Raw genomic sequence first — 17207 nt, forward strand, 5'->3', positions numbered from 1 at the left:
GCGCCCGCTCAGGCGTACAACGGGGCGAACAAATTCTTGCACGTGCTGCTCAACTCACCCTGCAGCACCATCTGCTTGGCCGCTTCGATATCGGGCGCGAAGAAACGGTCGGCGTCGAAGAACGGCACTTTCTGGCGCAGCTGCTGGTGTATATGTTCGAGGTGCGGCGAGGTTTTCAGCGGACGATGGAAGTCGATGCCCTGCGCGGCGGCCAGCAGCTCGATACCGACGATGACGGCCGTGTTGTGTGCCATGTCGTCCAGGCGGCGCCCGGCGAACGTGGCCATGCTCACATGGTCTTCCTGGTTGGCGGACGTCGGCAGGCTGTCGACGCTGGCCGGATGCGCGAGCGACTTGTTTTCCGACGCCAGCGCGGCCGCCGTCACGTGGGCGATCATGAAGCCGGAATTGACGCCCGGGTCGCGCACGAGGAAGGGCGGCAAGCCGGAAAGCGTGGCGTCGATCAGCAGCGCGATGCGGCGCTCGGCCAGCGCGCCGATTTCAGCAATCGCCAGCGCCAGCGTGTCGGCGGCAAAAGCCACCGGCTCGGCGTGGAAATTACCGCCCGAGACGATTTCCGCCTGCCCGTTGGGACCATCCTGGAAGATCAGCGGATTGTCCGTGACTGCATTGGCTTCGATCAGCAGGGTGCGGCCGACGTTACCAATCAGGTCCAGGCAGGCGCCCATGACTTGCGGCTGGCAGCGCAGGCTGTACGGGTCTTGCACGCGCTCGTCGCCTTCCAGGTGCGAGGCGCGAATCGCGCTATGCGCCACCAGCTGGCGGTACATCTGCGCAGCCAGGATTTGCCCCGGCTGTCCGCGCACGGCGTGCACGCGCGCGTCGAACGGCGAGTCGCTGCCCTTGGCCGCGTCGAGCGACAGTGCGCCCGTGACCATGGCCGCTTCCAGCAGGCGCTCGGCCATGAACAAGCCATGCAGCGTCAGCGCGTTCGACACTTGCGTGCCGTTGATCAGCGCCAGGCCCTCTTTCGCCGCCAGCACCACGGGCGCGATGCCCGCCTGCGCCAGCGCTTCGGGCGCCGCCATCAATTCACCGTTGACGCGCACGTCGCCCACGCCCAGCATGGCCAAGGTCATGTGCGACAGCGGCGCCAGGTCGCCCGAGGCGCCGACGGAACCCTTGGCGGGAATGGCCGGCATGATGCCCGCGTTGTACAGGGCGATCAGGGTGTCGACGATCAACGGGCGCACGCCGGAATAGCCGCGCGCCAGGCTGCCGATCTTCATCAGCATGATCAGGCGCACGACGGCGTCCGACAGCAGTTCACCCGTGCCGACCGAGTGCGACAAGATCAGGTTGCGCTGCAATTGCTCGAGTTTTTCATCGGGGATGCGCGTCTTGGCCAGCAAGCCAAAACCCGTGTTGATGCCATACGCCGCATCGCCCTTGGCGACGATGGCTTGCACGGCGGCGGCCGACACCTCGATGACGGGATAGGCTTCGGCGGCGAGAATCAGTTTCGCGGGGGCGGCCCACACGGCGCGCAGGTCGCCCAGGGTCATCGCGCCCGGTTTCAGGGTCCAACTTTTGGAGTGCTGTGTCATGTTTGCTTTCACTTCGTATTAAGCATCGGCAGGTTCAGATTGTTGCGCTTGGCGCAGGCGGCCGCTGTTTCGTAGCCGGCATCGGCATGGCGCATCACGCCCGAGCCGCTGTCGTTGACCAGCACCCTGGCCAGGCGTTTCACCGCCGCTTCACTGCCATCGGCCACGATGACCATGCCCGCATGCTGAGAATACCCCATTCCTACGCCGCCGCCATGGTGCAGCGAGACCCAGGTGGCGCCGCCGGCCGTGTTCAGCATGGCGTTGAGTAGCGGCCAATCGGAGACGGCGTCGGTGCCATCCTTCATGCTTTCCGTCTCGCGGTTCGGGCTGGCGACGGAGCCCGTATCGAGGTGGTCGCGGCCGATGACGATGGGGGCCTTCAGTTCGCCCGTGCGCACCATCTCGTTGAAGGCCAGGCCGGCGATGTGGCGCTCGCCCAGTCCCAGCCAGCAGATGCGCGCCGGCAGGCCCTGGAAGGCGATGCGCTCGCGCGCCATGTCCAGCCAGTGGTGCACCTGCGTGTGGTGCGGGAACAGCTCCTTGATCTTCGCATCCGTTTTATAGATGTCTTCCGGATCGCCCGACAGGGCCACCCAGCGGAACGGGCCGCGTCCTTCGCAGAACTGCGGGCGGATATACGCGGGCACGAAACCGGGGAAGTCGAAGGCGTTCTGCACGCCCTGGTCGAACGCCACCTGGCGGATGTTATTACCGTAATCGACGGTGTGCACGCCCATGGCGTGGAAATCGAGCATGGCTTGCACGTGGGCGGCGCAGGAGTCGGCGGCGGCCACCGTCAGGCGCGCATGGCGCTGCGGGTCTTGCTGCGCCGCCTTCCAGTCCGACACGCTCCAGCCGCGCGGCAGGTAGCCGTTGACCAGGTCATGCGCGGAGGTCTGATCCGTCACCAGGTCGGGCACCAGGCCGCCCGCTTTCGCGCGGCGCACCAGTTCCGGCAGCACTTCGGCCGCGTTGCCCAGCAAGCCGATGGAAATGGCTTCCTTGCGTTCCGTGTGATATTTGACCAGCTCCAAGGCTTCATCCAGGCTGGCCGCCTGCTTGTCCAGGTAGCGCGTGCGCAAGCGGAAGTCGATGCTGCTTTGCTGGCATTCGATATTGAGCGAGACGGCGCCCGCCATGGTGGCGGCCAGCGGCTGCGCGCCGCCCATGCCGCCCAGGCCCGCCGTCAAAATCCAGCGCCCGCCCCAGTCGCCGCCGAAATGTTGGCGGCCCGCTTCGGCAAAGGTTTCATACGTGCCCTGCACGATGCCCTGCGTGCCGATGTAGATCCAGCTGCCGGCCGTCATCTGGCCGTACATGAACAAGCCTTGGCGATCGAGTTCGTTGAAGTGTTCCCAGTTGGCCCATTTCGGCACCAGGTTGGAGTTCGCGATCAGTACGCGCGGCGCGTCCGCGTGGGTCTGGAACACGCCCACCGGCTTGCCGGACTGGATCAACAAGGTCTGGTCGTCTTCCAGTTCGCGCAAGGAAGCGAGGATCTGGTCGAAGCAGGCCCAGTTGCGGGCGGCGCGGCCGATGCCGCCGTAGACGACCAGGTGCTGCGGATTTTCCGCCACTTCCGGGTCCAGGTTGTTTTGCAACATGCGGTAGGCCGCCTCGGCCTGCCAACTCTTGCAAGCCATGACCGTGCCGCGCGGCGCGCGGATGGTACGGCTGGCATCAAAGCGTGGATCGGTGTCCATTGTGCTGTTCATGCTGTCTCCTCGTAGGGTGCGAGCGGGCGTACCTGACCCGGTACCTGACCCGCCCTTGTGCTCCCAGCATAGGTTGTCTATACAACCAAGTCAACAGATTTTTACAAGCGAAAACAGCCTACTTTTTCTCGAACACGCGCTTGCCCGCCACCCATGTCTGCAGTACCTGCGTCTTGCCGATGGCGGCCGGCGCGACGGTGAACAGGTCCTGGTCGACGACGATGAAGTCCGCCCATTTTCCCGCCTCCAGGCTGCCGATGACCTTTTCCTGGTGCGCTGCCCAGGCCGCGTCGAGGGTGAAGCAGCGCAGCGCCTCGGTGACCGTCATGGCTTGCTGGGGATACCAGCCGCCGGCCGGGAATCCTTCGCTGTTTTGCCGCGTCACGGCCGCGTGGATGCCTTCGAACGGGTTCGGCGACTCGATGGGAAAGTCTGATCCGCAGGCGATGCGCGAGCCTTGCGCAAGGAAGGTGCGCCACGCATACGCGCCCTTGATGCGCTCGTGGCCCACGCGCTGCTCCGCCATGTTCTGGTCGGACGTGGCATGCGTCGGTTGCATCGACGGCACGATGCCCAGCGCCTTGAAACGGGGGATGTCGCTCAATTGCACCACCTGCGCATGCTCCATGCGGTGGCGCAGGCCCACGCTGCGGTATTGCGCGGTCAAGGCTGCATAGCCATCGAGGATTTGATGGTTGCCCGCGTCGCCGATGGCATGCACGTTCACCTGGTAGCCGGCCCGCATGGCTTTTTCCATCTTCGCGCGCATGGCGTCATCTTTGAAGAACAGCAGGCCGCTGGTGGACGGATCGTCACTGTACGGCGCCAGCAGGGCCGCGCCGCGGCTGCCCAGGGCGCCGTCGGACAGCAGTTTCACGGCGCGCAGGGCGTACAGGTCGCGCGCATAACTATTTAAGGGGCCGTTTTTCGACAGCGCGTCAAAGTCTTCCGTCGTGTCGGCAATCATGCCGTACACGCGCACCGTCAGCTTGCCATGGTCCGCGTAGTCGCGGAACAGCCGGTCCTGCATCTGGCCGATGCCCGCATCGTGCACGCTGGTCAGGCCCACCTGCGACAGCTGCGCCAGCGCGCCATCGAGGGCGGCGCGGTTTTCCACGTCGCCCGGCTTGGGCAGCACGGCGTCCATCAAGTCCATGGCATTGTCGACCAGCACGCCGGTGGCATTGCCGTCCGCGTCGCGTTCGATCTTGCCGCCCGCCGGATCTGGCGTGGCGCGCGTGATGCCGGCCAGCGCCAGCGCGCGGCTGTTGGCCCAGCCCGCGTGGCCGTCGACCCGGCGCAGCCACACGGGCCGCGCGCTTTCCGCCGCATCGAGTTCCAAAGCCGTGGGAAAGCGCCCCAGCTTCCAGATTTCCTGGTTCCAGCCATTGCCGACGACCCAGCTGCGATCCGGATGCGCGCGCGCGAAGTCGCCCACGGCTTGCACGGCGGCCGGCAGCGAGGACGAACCGTACAACATCACGCCGCTGGCAATCGTCCCCAGGCCGAACACGTGGCCATGCGCGTCGATCAGGCCCGGCAGCACGGTTTTTCCCTGCACGTCGACGTGCAGGGCGCCCTTGGCCGCCTTGCGTTTCACCTGCGCGGCGCTGCCGACGGCGAGCAGTTTGCCCGCATCGTCAAAGGCCAGCGCCGTGAAGCGCACCACCTTGCCGGCAGCATTGAGCGTGTAGCCGTTGGCGTTGTCGATGACGGTATCGGCATGGGCGTAGACGTGGGTCAGGGCGCCCAGGCAGGCGAGAACGAGCAGGGTGCGGCGCGGGGTCGGCATTTCCATCTCCAGGTCTTGAATAAAAAGACGAGTGTATAGAAATTAGCAAAATGGTCAATCAGGCAGCGTGAGGCTCCCTTACCATCAGCCAGTAATCGCAGCCCGTGACAGCTTCCGCGTACCGCCCCGCCACCACGAAGCCCAGGCGGGCATAGAACGGCAGGCTGCGTTCGTTATACGTCTCCAGGAAGCACGCGGCGCCGGCCGCATCGACGGCCGCCAGGCCCGGCGCCAGCACGGACGCACCCAGCCCCTGCCCTTGCGCGGCCGGAGCGATGCCGGCGATCGACAGATACCAGGCATCCTGCAACCCGTGCGGCGCCAGCGCGAGCTCCATATTCCCGACGATGGCCGTGAAATGCGCGAAGCCGCGCTCCCCCAGCAACGCGTGCAAGGCGGGTTCGCGTTGCGCATACGCGGCCTGGCGCACGGCCGCCGGCGTATCCGTCGTCCAGATGGCGGCGCCATTGCCCGCGTCATCCGCCATATCGACGCGCCCCGCCTGCCACCCCTCGGCCAGCGCCAGCGCGAAGTAGGCTTCCAGCATGGCGTGCCGCGCCGCCTCGTCGTCGCCGCACGCCACCGTGACGGTGCGGTAGAACGGATCGCCGACCAGGGCGGCGGCCAAGCTGCGGGCGGTACGGGAGGATTCGATGTTGGATGGACTGGACATGGGGACTCTTTCTTCTCATTGAAACGCCCGGCATCTTAACGCAAGCGCGCAGGCCTTGCGCCCAGTCAATACTTGCAAGGCTCCACAGGTCTACGCTGAGGTTTTCAGGTGGAATACCCCATGGCCAGGCACCATGTCATCAGCACCACCGCGTGCGACGTGTTCTTCAAGCTCGTGGCGCACCAGAAGAGCAGCCTGGGCGCGCGCTTCGACAGCATGATCGTCACCTTCAGCGCCGGTGGCCAGCCCGTGCTGGGCGCCACCCTGCGCAACGCGACAAGCGGCTGCGAACTGCACCGCCTGGCCGGCCAGCCCGACGAATGCTGGTGCTGCGGTTATGACGAGCAGCTGGAATTCGTCTCGCAAGCCGACGTGCCGCTGGCGCACGCCGACTACCGGCTCACCTTGAGCAATGGCGAAACGTGGACGGGCACGACGGATGCGAAGGGGCGCACGGGGCGCGTCACCAGCAAGCTTGAGGCGCAAATCATCCAGGCCGAATTCCTGCCGCACGCGGATAAATCACCATGCTGCGCCGCCGCGCCAAAACACGCTGCGCCTGCGGTCAAGGTCATTCAGCTGGAAGGCATCAAGACGACCGACAAGGATGTCGGTTCGTCCGTGAAACAGGTCAAAGTGAAGGACAAGGTTCGCCCGCTGACCAAGGGCGAGATCGACATGGCGTGGATGCTGTTCCAGGATGCGATCGACTACGACAAGGTCAAGGTGCATGGGGAGCCGTATCTATGGTTTGGCTTGCAGCCCAAAAATGTGGCCATGACACCGGATGGGGAGATGTATTTTCATGAGTCGGAATTCCGAAAGGACTTCTCAAAGGAGAAACCAAGGCCAAAAAACTGGTTCATGCATGAAATGGTGCATGTTTGGCAGCATCAATTGAATTATCCAGTAGCGATACGGGGACTTGTCAGGCTAGGTTTGGATTACAAGTATGTGCTACTTCCGAAGAAAAAATTATCAGACTACAACATGGAAGCCCAGGGTGATCTGCTCGCCGACTATCACACATTGAAGTACTTAAAAGATCCAGACGCAATGCGTCAACCTAAATATCAACACTCACTAAAACTTTATGAAGAGGTACTACATGAGTTTTTTAAAGATAGGAAAAGCAAGGCAAATCTGCCTGGCCGTAATGCTGAGCATGAGCCTTTGTTTGACATACCATGACGCTTTCGGCATGTCCCGCATGGCATACGCGGAAGTACAGCTAAAAAATGGCACTCCCTGTTTCTCTATTTCTGAAAAGGAAGAAGCGCGTAACGGGGTTCCGCAGATTAGTGCGGTCGTACTGACAGATGTATCCGTCAAGCCAGCAGTCAAAGTATGGTCCTTTCTTTTACCGGGCGCAGCGACTATTCCTGTGCATGCCAAGTCCTGTCTTCTGTATGGAGTTGCACCAGCAACAGCAGAGGTCAAACCACCCAAAGCCCCGCCACTGAAAACGGGGCGCATGTATGACGTCTTTCTGAACGGTGGGCCAGCCGATCCATCGGACCCTACTCGCGGTTACGTGGGGAAATTTTGCTTAATCACCGGCATCTCCGGGGAGCGAAAAATTCTCCGTATCGACAGCGATAGCCAAGCCTGGATAGATGAAATCTGTCCAGAACATTCGCTCATCAGATAGTGCGAGGGTCGCCATGCCATATCGTCACACGCTGCTATTCCTGCTTGCCACCCTGACGGCTATCGATGCCTCGGCGTGGTCGCGCATCGCTGATGCCCTCATTCACTCTGTCAACGGCATGCCCTGCTTCTCCATTACAAAAAAAGAAGAGGCACGCAATGGCCTGCCATTTCTTGGCGCACTCATGGTTTCTGACATGTCCGTGCAACCGGTAAAGGAAGTATGGGGGTTCTCCCTACCGCCAGACATGCCCTTATCCATCCGTGCCAGCACATGCATCCGCTATGGAAACGTGCCTACCGGTGCGACGGGCATACGCGCTGGAAAGCTGATACCCGGACATTTCTATAGCGTATTCCTGAATGGCCGCCCCAAAGATCCATCCGATCCAACCTATGGCTATCAAGGAAAATTCTGCGTGAAAGCTACGGCTGCTGACGGTCAGCAAGTCATTCCTATTAGCAGCGACATGCAGGAGTGGCGCACTGAAATCTGCCCACCCCATCCATCCCTCCCATAGTCCGACGTCATTTATCTTCCTCCCCCCGCCTCGCCGGCGCCCTGAACCATTCCTCCGGCGGCACCACCTGCGACTCTTTCGGATCATCGATGTAGTGCGGCGACGTGATCTGCACGTCGAATTCGTTGAAGACATCGATGATATTCTGGTGCAAGCGGTTCAGTACTTCGGCACGCTGGCGGGGGACTTCGGCGCTGGCGTAGGCGACGAGGCGGTATTGCACATAATAATCCTGCAGGGCCAGCTGCATCACGTACGGTTTTGGCGTGGTCGACAGTTCCGGCGTGCGCGAGGCGGCCAGTTCCAGCATGGCGTGCACTTGCCGCCACGGCGTGGCGTAGCCGATGGTGACCGTGGAGTCGAGCACGAAGCCGCCGCCGGGCTGGGCGCGCGAATAGTTCTTTGTCGTTTGCGACATCACCCACGCGTTCGGCAAGGCGACCTCTTCACCGAGGCCTGTACGCAAACGCGTCTCGAACATGCCCACGTCGACCACCGTGCCTTCGCTGTCGCCCACGCGCACATATTCTCCCTTGCGCAGGGCGCGCGTGTACATGAGGATCAGGCCGCTGGCGCCCTGGCCCACGATGCTCGACGCGCCGATCGACACCATCAGGCCCACCAGCACGGACAGGCCCTGGAAGGCGGCCGTGTGCGAGCCGGGCAGATACGGATATGCCATGGCCAGCGCGAACAGCCAGATCACCACGCTGGCGATGCGGCGCGTGGGCAGGGCCGTGTCCTTGTCGAGCCAGCCGATTTGCAATTCGCCGCTTTCCACGCGCTTGAACAGCGAGGCGGCCGTGGCGGCGATCAGGCGCGCGATGGCGAAAATCACGCAGACCAGCACCAGCCCCGGCAAGGCGCCGATGATGGCGTGGAAGACGTCGGCCGCCACATCGAACAGGTAGCCGCTCAGGCTTTCGCCCCAGGAACGCGTGTACGGCAAGCGCCCCAGCACGAAGGCGGCCCACAGATAAGTGGCCATCAGACGCAAGCCCCACAGCACGGCGCTCAGCAGTTGATACGCAAAGGCGATGTAGTGCTCGGCGTCGAGCACGCGCACGTTTTTCAGGCGCACGTCGCGCAGGCGCGAGGCCAGCAACACACCGCTGCGGCGCTTGGCCCAGTGGTGCAAACGCGTCAGGCCCATCCACACGAGCCAGAACACGAGCGTGGCGACGGCGCACACGGCGGCGGCAATCGCCAGGTAGCGCCAGCTGCCCTGTTCGCGGTAGTCGAGCACAGCCTTGCTCAGTTCGCCGGCTGCCGTTTTCGCCACGCTTTCCGTCGTGTCGCCGGCCAGCTGGTTGACGTCGCCGGGCACGACGACGAACAGTTGCACGCCATCGAGCAGCACTTGCGTGCCTTCGGGAATCATGCGCGTGCTCGTCTGCAAGGGACCATTCTTCGCCAGCACACTGTCCAGGCGACGCTGCGCACCGATGGCCCGCTCATCGGGCGGATAGCCGGCCAGCGCGGCGCGGAAGACAAATACCTTGCGGTTGGCGAACATCAGCGGCGCCGTCCTGGCCGCAGCAAGCTGCGATGGCGCCACGACGGATGCGGCCTCCGCAACGAGCGCGGGCACGCCCTCGTCCGCATGGGCTGCGGGCAACAAAAACATGGTCAACAGGCATAACAGGCGGAGCAACGCGGACATGGCAGCAATGAAAAGTGACAGGGAGTAGCCATCATGCCATGTAATCCTGGAAACTCAAGCGCCGCCGCTAGCATTCAGCTCGCATCATGAAAAATGATGCCCAAGGTGTGACGCAAGCCCGAACGCAGGCGCGACACGCCGTGGCGCATGTTCACGCGGTAAGTGCCGCGCGTGCCATTCACGGGACGCTGCGCGACGGGAAAGAGGACGGCGTCGCCCTGCGCCAGCGGCACCACTTCGGCGCGCGACTGCATGCGCGGGCGCTGCTCCGTCAGCACGAACTCGCCGCCCGAGAAATCGTCTTGCGGGCGCGACAGCAGCACGGCCAGTTGCAGCGGAAACACGTGCTCGCCATACAGATCCTGGTGCAAACAGTTGTAATCGCCTTCACGGTAGCGCAGCAGCAAGGGCGTGGGCCGCGTCTGCCCCGCCGCATGGCAGCGCGCGAGGAAATCGGCGTGGCTGGACGGAAAGCGCGTCTCGATGCCCATGGCGGCGTGCCAGCGGTTGGCAATCGCCGCCAAGGGGGAATACAAGCCCGTGCGCAAGGCGGCCACCACCTCCGGCAGCGGATGCGCGAAATACTGGTACTCGCCCTGGCCAAAACCATGGCGCTGCATCACCACCTTGCTGCGAAAGCGCGACGCGTCCTCATACTGCGCCGCCAGCGCCACGCAGGCATCCGCATCCAGCAAGCCCGGCACGACGGCGCAGCCGTATTGATTGAGATCATCCTCGATCTGGCGCCAGTCCAGCGCCCTCACCGTTCGCCCTCGCGTTCCAGCAGCGCCTGCTTGCGCTCCACGCCCCAGCGGTAGCCGGACAGCGCGCCATCGTTGCGCACCACCCGGTGGCAGGGAATGGCGACGGCCAGGGCATTGGCCGCGCAGGCACCGGCCACGGCGCGCGCGCCGTGCGGAGCGCCGATGCGCCGGGCCAACTCGGCATAGCTGACGGTGCTGCCGGCAGGAATCTCGCGCAAGGCTTGCCACACGCGCTGCTGGAACACCGTGCCGCGCACGTCGAGCGGCAAGTCCAGTCCCAGGCCCGGCGCCTCGACCAGGCCCACCACTTGCGCCACCGTCTGTTCGTATTCAGCTTCCGCGCCGTGCAACTCGGCTTGGGGAAAGCGGTCCTGCAAGTTGCGCAGCAGCACTTCCGGATCGTCATCGATCAAAATGGCGCAAATGCCCTTGTCCGTGCTGGCCACGAGGATGGCGCCCAGCGAGCAGGCGCCGATGGCAAAGCGGATCACGGCGCCGCTGCCGCCGGCGCGAAAGGCGCCCGGCGTCATGCCCAGCAAGCCCGGCGTGGCGGCATACAGGCGGCCGCTGGAATTGAAGCCGGCCGCATACAAGGTTTCCGTGACATTCGCCGCGCCCTGCAAGCCGGCCTTCAGGCGTTCGCCGCGCCGCGCCGCCGCGTACGCTTTCGGCGTGATGCCCGTGTGCGCCTTGAAGACGCGGTGGAAGTGAAAGCGGCTCATGCCGGCAGCCTGCGCCAACGAGTCCAGGTCGGGCAGCTCGTCGCTGGCGTCGATCAGCCGGCAGATGTCGGCCACGATGGCCGCCTGGCGCTGGGCCAGCGGCGGCAAGTTGGGTTTGCAGCGCAGGCAGGGCCGAAAGCCGGCCGCCTCCGCCTGCTCGCACGTGGCGTGGAAAGCCACGTTGCGGCGCAAGGCGGGACGCGCCGCGCAGGAAGGGCGGCAATACACGCCCGTCGTGCGTACCGAGTAATAAAAGACGCCGTCGGCGTCGGGGGCGCGCCGCTGCAGGGCATCCCAGCGCTCATCATCGGTGGTGTAAGAGTGATCCATGTCGGACTCCGTGCTTGTCATTGGCAAGTAGCCAGCATAGCCAGCGCTGGCCGGCGCCACACTCCGGCGCTTGCTTTTGAATTCAAAAAAAGGCTGGCGGCAGGCATCGTGCTCGGTGCTAAAATCGGCCATCGCGCCTCCAGCCGGCGGCGCGCCCTGCCCGTGCCCCGGAGAAACCGCATTGGACGACCACACTACACAAGAAAATACGCCCATTTTCCAGCGCATCAAGGATTTTCTGCTGGCCGGCATCGCCGCCGGACGCTGGAAGGAAGGCGACGTGATTCCCTCCGAGCAAGCACTGGTAAAACAATTCGGCGTCTCGCGCATGACGGTCAACCGCGCCGTGCGCGAACTGACCAGCGAGCAAATACTGACGCGGCGCCAGGGTTCCGGTACCTATGTGGCGCAGCAAAAATACCAGGCGACCTTGTTGGAAATCAAGAGTATCGCCGATGAAGTGCGGGCGCGCGGACATATCCATCGCAGCAGCTTGCAATTGCTGGAACGCACCAAGGCCTCCGACTTGCTGGCCAAGCAATTCGGCCTGCCGCCGGAACACCCGCTGTTTCATTCGCTGATCGTGCATTTTGAAAACGGCGTGCCGATCCAGGTCGAGGACCGCTGGGTCAATCCCGAATGCGCACCCGACTACATGACGCAGGATTTTTCCAGCATCACGCCGAACGAATACCTGATGGCAGCGGCCCCTCTGCAAGGCGCCACCTACAGCATCGAAGCGCTGTCGGCGCCGCGCGACATCGCCGAAATGCTGGCCATCGACACCAAGCAGCCTTGCCTGGTGCTGCGCCGCCAGACGCGTTCAGGCGGCAAGATCGCCTCGACCGCCACCATGTGGCATCCCGGACACCGCTATCAGTTCGCCGGCAGCTTTACCTGAGGCTACCACCGCGATTGAGTAGCACGATTTCGCGCAAACTTTCTCACGAATTCTCACTAAATCGCGAAAAAAACAGCCATTTCGGGGCAAAAAAAATCCCGTTTTGGCCGTTTCCGAACTTAAATACTCCGAGTAAATATTCGATGCTATAGTTGCCGCCAGAAAGCGCCGCAGGCGTTTATTTGAGCGCGCCTCATGTACTGCCAGCCTAGTCCAATCACGCCCCAGAAAGGGATGCATTTGTCGTATTGCAGCCACACGAGTTTCGGCGCACCACGCCCACGGCGCCCTGCGCTGCGCCGGCTCGCGCGTACGATGCTGGCGGCAGGCATGACGCTTTCGCTGCCGGTGCAGGCGGCGCACGGCATGACGCCGGCATTGCTGTGGCCGTATGCCGCCGCCAGCGCCACCGCCCTGGCGGGACTGGCTTGCTGGCAAGCCTGGCGCCTGCGCCAGCAGTTGCGCCACCAGCCCCAGCCCGCGCAGGCCCAGGCCGAACAGGATGCCGTGCAAGCCTTGCGCGGCGCCACCATGGCCGGCTGGACCTGGCGGCGCCAGTCCGACCGGCTGCAGTTCGCGCCCCAGTACCAGGACGTCCTGGGCGACAAGCATGCCAGGCTCGAACATGCACTGGCCGACTGGCTGGCCGAAGTCCACCGCGATGACCGAGCGCGCCTGAGCCTGGCCTTTCGCCAGCATCTGGACGGCCAGGCGCCTGGCACCTTCAATTGCGAATTCCGTTTGCGCCACAGCGACGGCCACTGGCGCTGGCTGCTGGCGCGCGGCGCCGTCCTGTCGCGCGCCTCGGATGGCAGCGCCACGCAGGCCAGCGGCATCGTCTGCGACATCAGCGAGCGCAAGCAGGACGAGCAATCGCGCATGCGCTCGATGCTGGAAGCGGCGCCCGAAGCCATGCTGGTGGCCGATGTCGAGGGCAAGGTGCATTACGCCAACCAGATCGGCGCGCGCTGCTTCGGCTATCCGCTGGCCGAATTGATTGGCATGTCGCTGGAGCAATTGGTACCGGAAAGCACGACCAGCCACTCCGCGGGCGACCCGCAAGGACGGCACAGCCTGCCTGGCCGGGTGATGATGGCGCGCCGCCGCGACGGCACGCACTTCCCCGCCAAGGTCAGCCTGTCGCCGCTGCGCATGGCCGGGCAAGTGTTTTCCATCGTCTCGCTGCGCGACATGACGCAGCGGCAACGCGCCGAGGAAGCGCTGCACGCCAGTTCGGAACGCTACCGCCTGATCGTGCAGACGGCCGCCGAAGGCATCTGGATGACGGATGCGAACGGCAAGACCACCTTCGTCAACCCGAAGATGGCGCACATGCTCGGCTACACGGTGCAGGAAATGCTGGGCCGTCCCCTGCTCGACTTCATGGACCGCGACAGCCAGCTGCTGATGCAGCGCCGCCTGGCCAGCCACGGCAGCTTCGCCAGCCAGCCGGACCAGGTCGATTTCCGCTTCTTCCGCAAAGATCAGTCCAGCCTGTGGGGCTTGCTGTCGAGCACCAGCATCCAGTCGGACAATGGCGAGCCGGGCGGCACCCTGGCGATGATCACCGACATCACCGAGCGGCGCCAGGCGTCGATCGCGCTGTCGAACTCGAGCCAGCGCATGGCGTCCGTGTTCGGCGCCGTGACGAATGGCCTGGTGGTGCAGGACAGCCACGGTCACATCCTGGAAAGCAATGCCGCCGCCGAGCGCATGCTGGCGGCCAGTCCGGCCGGCAACAGCCTGTGGCAAGCCATCCGCGAAGACGGCTCCGCCTTCGACCAGCGCAGCCATCCCGTGCACATTACCCTGTCGACGGGCGAAGCCATGCGCGACGTGCTGATGGGCGTGCTGCAGCCCGACGGCAGCCTGTCATGGCTGTCCGTGAATACCGAGGCCATCCGCGATGAGTACGGCAAGGTGGGCATGGTGGTGGCCAGCCTGACGGACATCACGTATCACAAGCGCAGCGAGAGCGCCTTGCGCGAGCTCAATGAACATCTGGAAGAGCGCGTGGCGCAGCGCACGGAACAGCTCGATCAGGCCAAGCAGGTGGCCGAAGAAGCGAGCCTGGCGAAGGGACAATTCCTGGCCAACATGAGCCATGAAATCCGCACGCCGATGAATGGCGTGATCGGCATGGCGTATCTGGCCCTCAAAACGGACCTGGAACCGCGCCAGCGCGATTACCTGGAAAAAATCCGCTTCGCCGGTGAACACTTGCTGGGCATCATCGACGATATCCTCGACATCTCGAAAATCGAGGCGGGCAAGCTGGAAATCGAGCACGTCAACTTCAGTTTCGACCACGTCGTGCAAACGCTGATGACGGTGGTGGCGCCGCGCGCCGCCGGCAAGAACCTGGAACTGCTGTTCGAGATCGACCCGCAATTGCCCGCCGTGCTCGTGGGCGACCCGCTGCGTCTGGGGCAGGTGCTGATCAACTACGCCAATAACGCCATCAAGTTCAGCGAACAGGGCAGCATTACCGTGAAAGTGCGCAGGGTGGTGGCGGACGCGAAACACTGCCTCGTGCGCTTTGAAGTGTGCGACCACGGCATCGGCCTGTCGCAGGATGAAATGAGCAAACTCTTCCAGTCCTTCCAGCAAGCCGACACCTCCACCACGCGCGAATATGGCGGCACGGGCCTGGGCCTGGCCATCTGCAAGCAGCTGGCCCAGCTGATGGGCGGCGACGTGGGCGTCGACAGCCGTCCCGGCGCCGGCAGCACCTTCTGGTTCACGGCCAACCTGGGCATTTCCGACCAGGCCGCGCCCGCCATGCTCGACAGCATGGTGCAGACGGCGGCGGCCATGCGCGCCAGCGCCGACGCGGCCCTGGTGATGCGCACGCTCAAGCATGCACGCATCCTGCTGGTGGAAGACAACACCTTCAACCAGCAGGTGGCGCTGGAATTGCTGGAAGAAGCGGGCGCCTCCGTCTGTCTGGCCAACAATGGCGAAGAGGCGCTCGACCTGCTGCGCCAGACCCAATTCGACTGCGTGCTGATGGACGTGCAGATGCCGCTGATGGATGGCTTGCAGGCGACGCGCCACATCCGCGCCGACCCGCAGCTGGCGCACCTGCGCGTGCTGGCCATGACGGCCACGGCCACCAGCGAAGACCGCGTGCGCTGCCTGGAGGCGGGCATGGACGATTTCATTTCCAAGCCCATCCAGCCGGCCATGATGTACCAGACCATCGCCAGCTGGCTGCCGGCGCGCGAGACGCCGCCACCACCGGCGCGCAGCCGCGCCGCGCCCGCCTTCAAGACCACGCTGGCCGGCGACCCGCAAGTGATCGACCTGTCCATCCTGGCAAAGTTGCTGGGCTACAACCCGGAAAAGGTGCGCAAGTTCGCCTTCAAGTTCCTGCAGACCACGCAGGATGGCTTTGGCGACATCGATGCGGCCCTGGCGCGCGGCGACGTGCACCAGGTGCGCGAACTGGGGCACCGTATCAAGTCGTCGGCGCGCACCGTGGGCGCCCTGGGACTGGCCGAGCTGTGCCACAACCTGGAAACCCTGGCGCCGGGCGAACCGGACGACGAGGCGGAGCGGGCGCGGCGCATCGTCACGCGCCTGTGGCCCCTGCTGGAACAGATTACCGAACAAATCATGAATAACACCAGCTTTGCCAATGACGATTAGCTACCGCCAAATTGGATTGCGGCAAGGTATCGGCATCGACAGCGATGCATATCAACAGAAAGACATGACGATGAACACTGTATCAAACCAAGCAAGCCAGGAACACAACGAAGCAGGCCTGGCGCCATTGCGCGTGCTGCTGCTGGACGACGACGTTTTCATGCTCGACGTGCTCAGCGACATGCTTGAGCAAATGGGCTCGTTCGACATCCGCTGCGAGTCGCACAGCGAACAGGCGCTGTCGACCCTCAAGCAGCACCAACCCGACCTGCTGATCTGCGACCTGTCCATGCCCGACATCGACGGCATCGAATTTTTGCGCATGGCGGCGGAAAACGGCTTCCGCGGCGGCGTGGTTCTGCTGTCGGGCCTGCATTCGGCCGTGCGCCTGGCGGCCGAACGCCTGGCCATGGCCAACGGCCTGCATATATTGGGCACCTTCCGCAAGCCGATGGAAAGCGCGGAATTGCAGCTGATGGTGAACTTGCAACTGCAGCACACGGCGCGTCAGGCCAGCGTACAAGCCTGAGCGCGCAGGCCGGCCGGGAGGGCGGACACGGCGCTGCAGGCCAGCAGGCATGCGGCTTTGCCGCCCTGCCGGCAACTGCAGCGACGATATGCCTCAAGTTTTTCTGCAATAATCGCCACGCTTTGAAAAAATGGGTTATTATTTCAGCCATCCCCGCCTGCATACCTCTGGTCGCACCTTCCAAGACATTGAAGTCGTGCCCATTGTCCCCATCTTCTCATTGCATTCCAGGAAGCATGGATGGCGAACCAGCGTATGGTTAATTCCAGGCATTATTGATCCCACCCTCATTTGAGGAAAATATGAGCGAAAATATCAAACACATTAGCGATGCATCTTTTGAAGCAGACGTCCTGCAATCCGAGTTGCCCGTACTGGTCGACTTCTGGGCAGAATGGTGCGGTCCCTGCAAGGCCATCGCCCCGATCCTGGAAGAAGTGGCCAAGGAATACGCCGGCCGCATCCTGATCGCCAAGATGGACGTGGACGCGAACCAGGCAGTGCCTGCCAAGTTCGGCATCCGCGGCATCCCGACCCTGATCCTGTTCAAGGATGGTGTTGCAGCTGCTCAAAAAGTGGGCGCCATGGCCAAGGGCCAGTTGACCACTTTCGTCGACAGCAACATTTAATGTATGATGGGCAGCGCTGCGCCCGCAGCGCCGCCTGACTGGAACCACCGGGAAGCGGCTTTGCCCTCATTCGTGCACAGCCTTCCCCAATAATTA

Annotated in this window: 14 protein-coding genes; 7 read left to right on the forward strand and 7 right to left on the reverse strand. The window is 63.7% G+C overall.

Going from position 1 to position 17207, the window contains the following annotated elements; genetic code table 11:
- Positions 1 to 8 precede the first annotated feature (8 nt).
- The 4 genes from hutH to FG13_RS15845 form a co-directional block, all read right to left on the reverse strand.
- Positions 9 to 1568 carry a histidine ammonia-lyase gene (hutH, locus tag FG13_RS15830; protein WP_035822381.1) on the reverse strand — a complete coding sequence of 520 codons (1560 nt, stop codon included), beginning with the start codon at positions 1566 to 1568 and terminating at the stop codon, positions 9 to 11.
- Between the two features lie 8 nt (positions 1569 to 1576).
- Positions 1577 to 3286 (reverse strand): urocanate hydratase, encoded by a 1710-nt coding sequence (gene hutU, locus FG13_RS15835; RefSeq protein WP_035822383.1) that lies wholly within the window; start codon positions 3284 to 3286, stop codon positions 1577 to 1579.
- A 118-nt stretch (positions 3287 to 3404) separates the two neighbouring features.
- Positions 3405 to 5078: an amidohydrolase gene (locus FG13_RS15840; RefSeq protein WP_035822385.1), complete on the reverse strand. Its 1674-nt coding sequence runs from the start codon at positions 5076 to 5078 to the stop codon at positions 3405 to 3407.
- Positions 5079 to 5136: 58 nt separating this feature from the next.
- Positions 5137 to 5751, reverse strand: a complete 615-nt coding sequence (locus tag FG13_RS15845; RefSeq protein WP_035822388.1) for a GNAT family N-acetyltransferase — start codon at positions 5749 to 5751, stop codon at positions 5137 to 5139.
- A gap of 120 nt (positions 5752 to 5871) precedes the next feature.
- Here FG13_RS15845 and FG13_RS30960 point away from each other — a divergent pair, with 120 nt between their 5' ends.
- Genes FG13_RS30960 through FG13_RS30120 form a run of 3 tightly spaced genes read left to right on the forward strand, consistent with a single transcriptional unit; the run spans position 5872 to position 7922 of the window.
- Positions 5872 to 6942 (forward strand): hypothetical protein, encoded by a 1071-nt coding sequence (locus FG13_RS30960; RefSeq protein ID WP_152598783.1) that lies wholly within the window; start codon positions 5872 to 5874, stop codon positions 6940 to 6942.
- A 19-nt stretch (positions 6943 to 6961) separates the two neighbouring features.
- Positions 6962 to 7402, forward strand: a complete 441-nt coding sequence (locus FG13_RS30115) for a hypothetical protein (RefSeq protein ID WP_152598784.1) — start codon at positions 6962 to 6964, stop codon at positions 7400 to 7402.
- A 13-nt stretch (positions 7403 to 7415) separates the two neighbouring features.
- Positions 7416 to 7922: a hypothetical protein gene (locus FG13_RS30120; protein ID WP_152598785.1), complete on the forward strand. Its 507-nt coding sequence runs from the start codon at positions 7416 to 7418 to the stop codon at positions 7920 to 7922.
- A 7-nt stretch (positions 7923 to 7929) separates the two neighbouring features.
- On the opposite strand, the gene FG13_RS15860 is transcribed toward FG13_RS30120, so the two are convergent.
- The 3 genes from FG13_RS15860 to ada all read right to left on the reverse strand — a co-directional run bounded on the left by FG13_RS15860 (position 7930) and on the right by ada (position 11401).
- Complete coding sequence (locus tag FG13_RS15860; RefSeq protein WP_035822392.1) at positions 7930 to 9585, reverse strand: mechanosensitive ion channel family protein; 1656 nt, start codon at positions 9583 to 9585, stop codon at positions 7930 to 7932.
- A 74-nt stretch (positions 9586 to 9659) separates the two neighbouring features.
- Entirely contained in the window at positions 9660 to 10349 is a 690-nt protein-coding gene (locus tag FG13_RS15865; RefSeq protein ID WP_200880287.1) for a 2OG-Fe(II) oxygenase, read from the reverse strand.
- Positions 10346 to 11401, reverse strand: coding sequence for a bifunctional DNA-binding transcriptional regulator/O6-methylguanine-DNA methyltransferase Ada (ada, locus tag FG13_RS15870; protein WP_081922822.1), 1056 nt, complete (start codon positions 11399 to 11401; stop codon positions 10346 to 10348). The genes FG13_RS15865 and ada overlap by 4 nt, the downstream gene beginning before the upstream one ends.
- 181 nt (positions 11402 to 11582) lie before the next feature.
- Here ada and hutC point away from each other — a divergent pair, with 181 nt between their 5' ends.
- From hutC to trxA, 4 genes are all read left to right on the forward strand, one after another.
- Entirely contained in the window at positions 11583 to 12302 is a 720-nt protein-coding gene (hutC, locus tag FG13_RS15875) for a histidine utilization repressor (RefSeq protein WP_035822394.1), read from the forward strand.
- Positions 12303 to 12632: 330 nt separating this feature from the next.
- Complete coding sequence (locus FG13_RS15880; protein ID WP_035828278.1) at positions 12633 to 15953, forward strand: PAS domain-containing hybrid sensor histidine kinase/response regulator; 3321 nt, start codon at positions 12633 to 12635, stop codon at positions 15951 to 15953.
- A gap of 70 nt (positions 15954 to 16023) precedes the next feature.
- Positions 16024 to 16482 (forward strand): response regulator, encoded by a 459-nt coding sequence (locus FG13_RS15885; RefSeq protein ID WP_051959621.1) that lies wholly within the window; start codon positions 16024 to 16026, stop codon positions 16480 to 16482.
- Positions 16483 to 16784: 302 nt separating this feature from the next.
- Positions 16785 to 17111: a thioredoxin TrxA gene (gene trxA / locus FG13_RS15890; protein WP_035822396.1), complete on the forward strand. Its 327-nt coding sequence runs from the start codon at positions 16785 to 16787 to the stop codon at positions 17109 to 17111.
- The last annotated feature ends 96 nt before the right edge of the window (positions 17112 to 17207 follow it).

The organism is Janthinobacterium sp. RA13, assembly GCF_000745325.1.
Classification (GTDB): domain Bacteria; phylum Pseudomonadota; class Gammaproteobacteria; order Burkholderiales; family Burkholderiaceae_D; genus Janthinobacterium; species Janthinobacterium rivuli.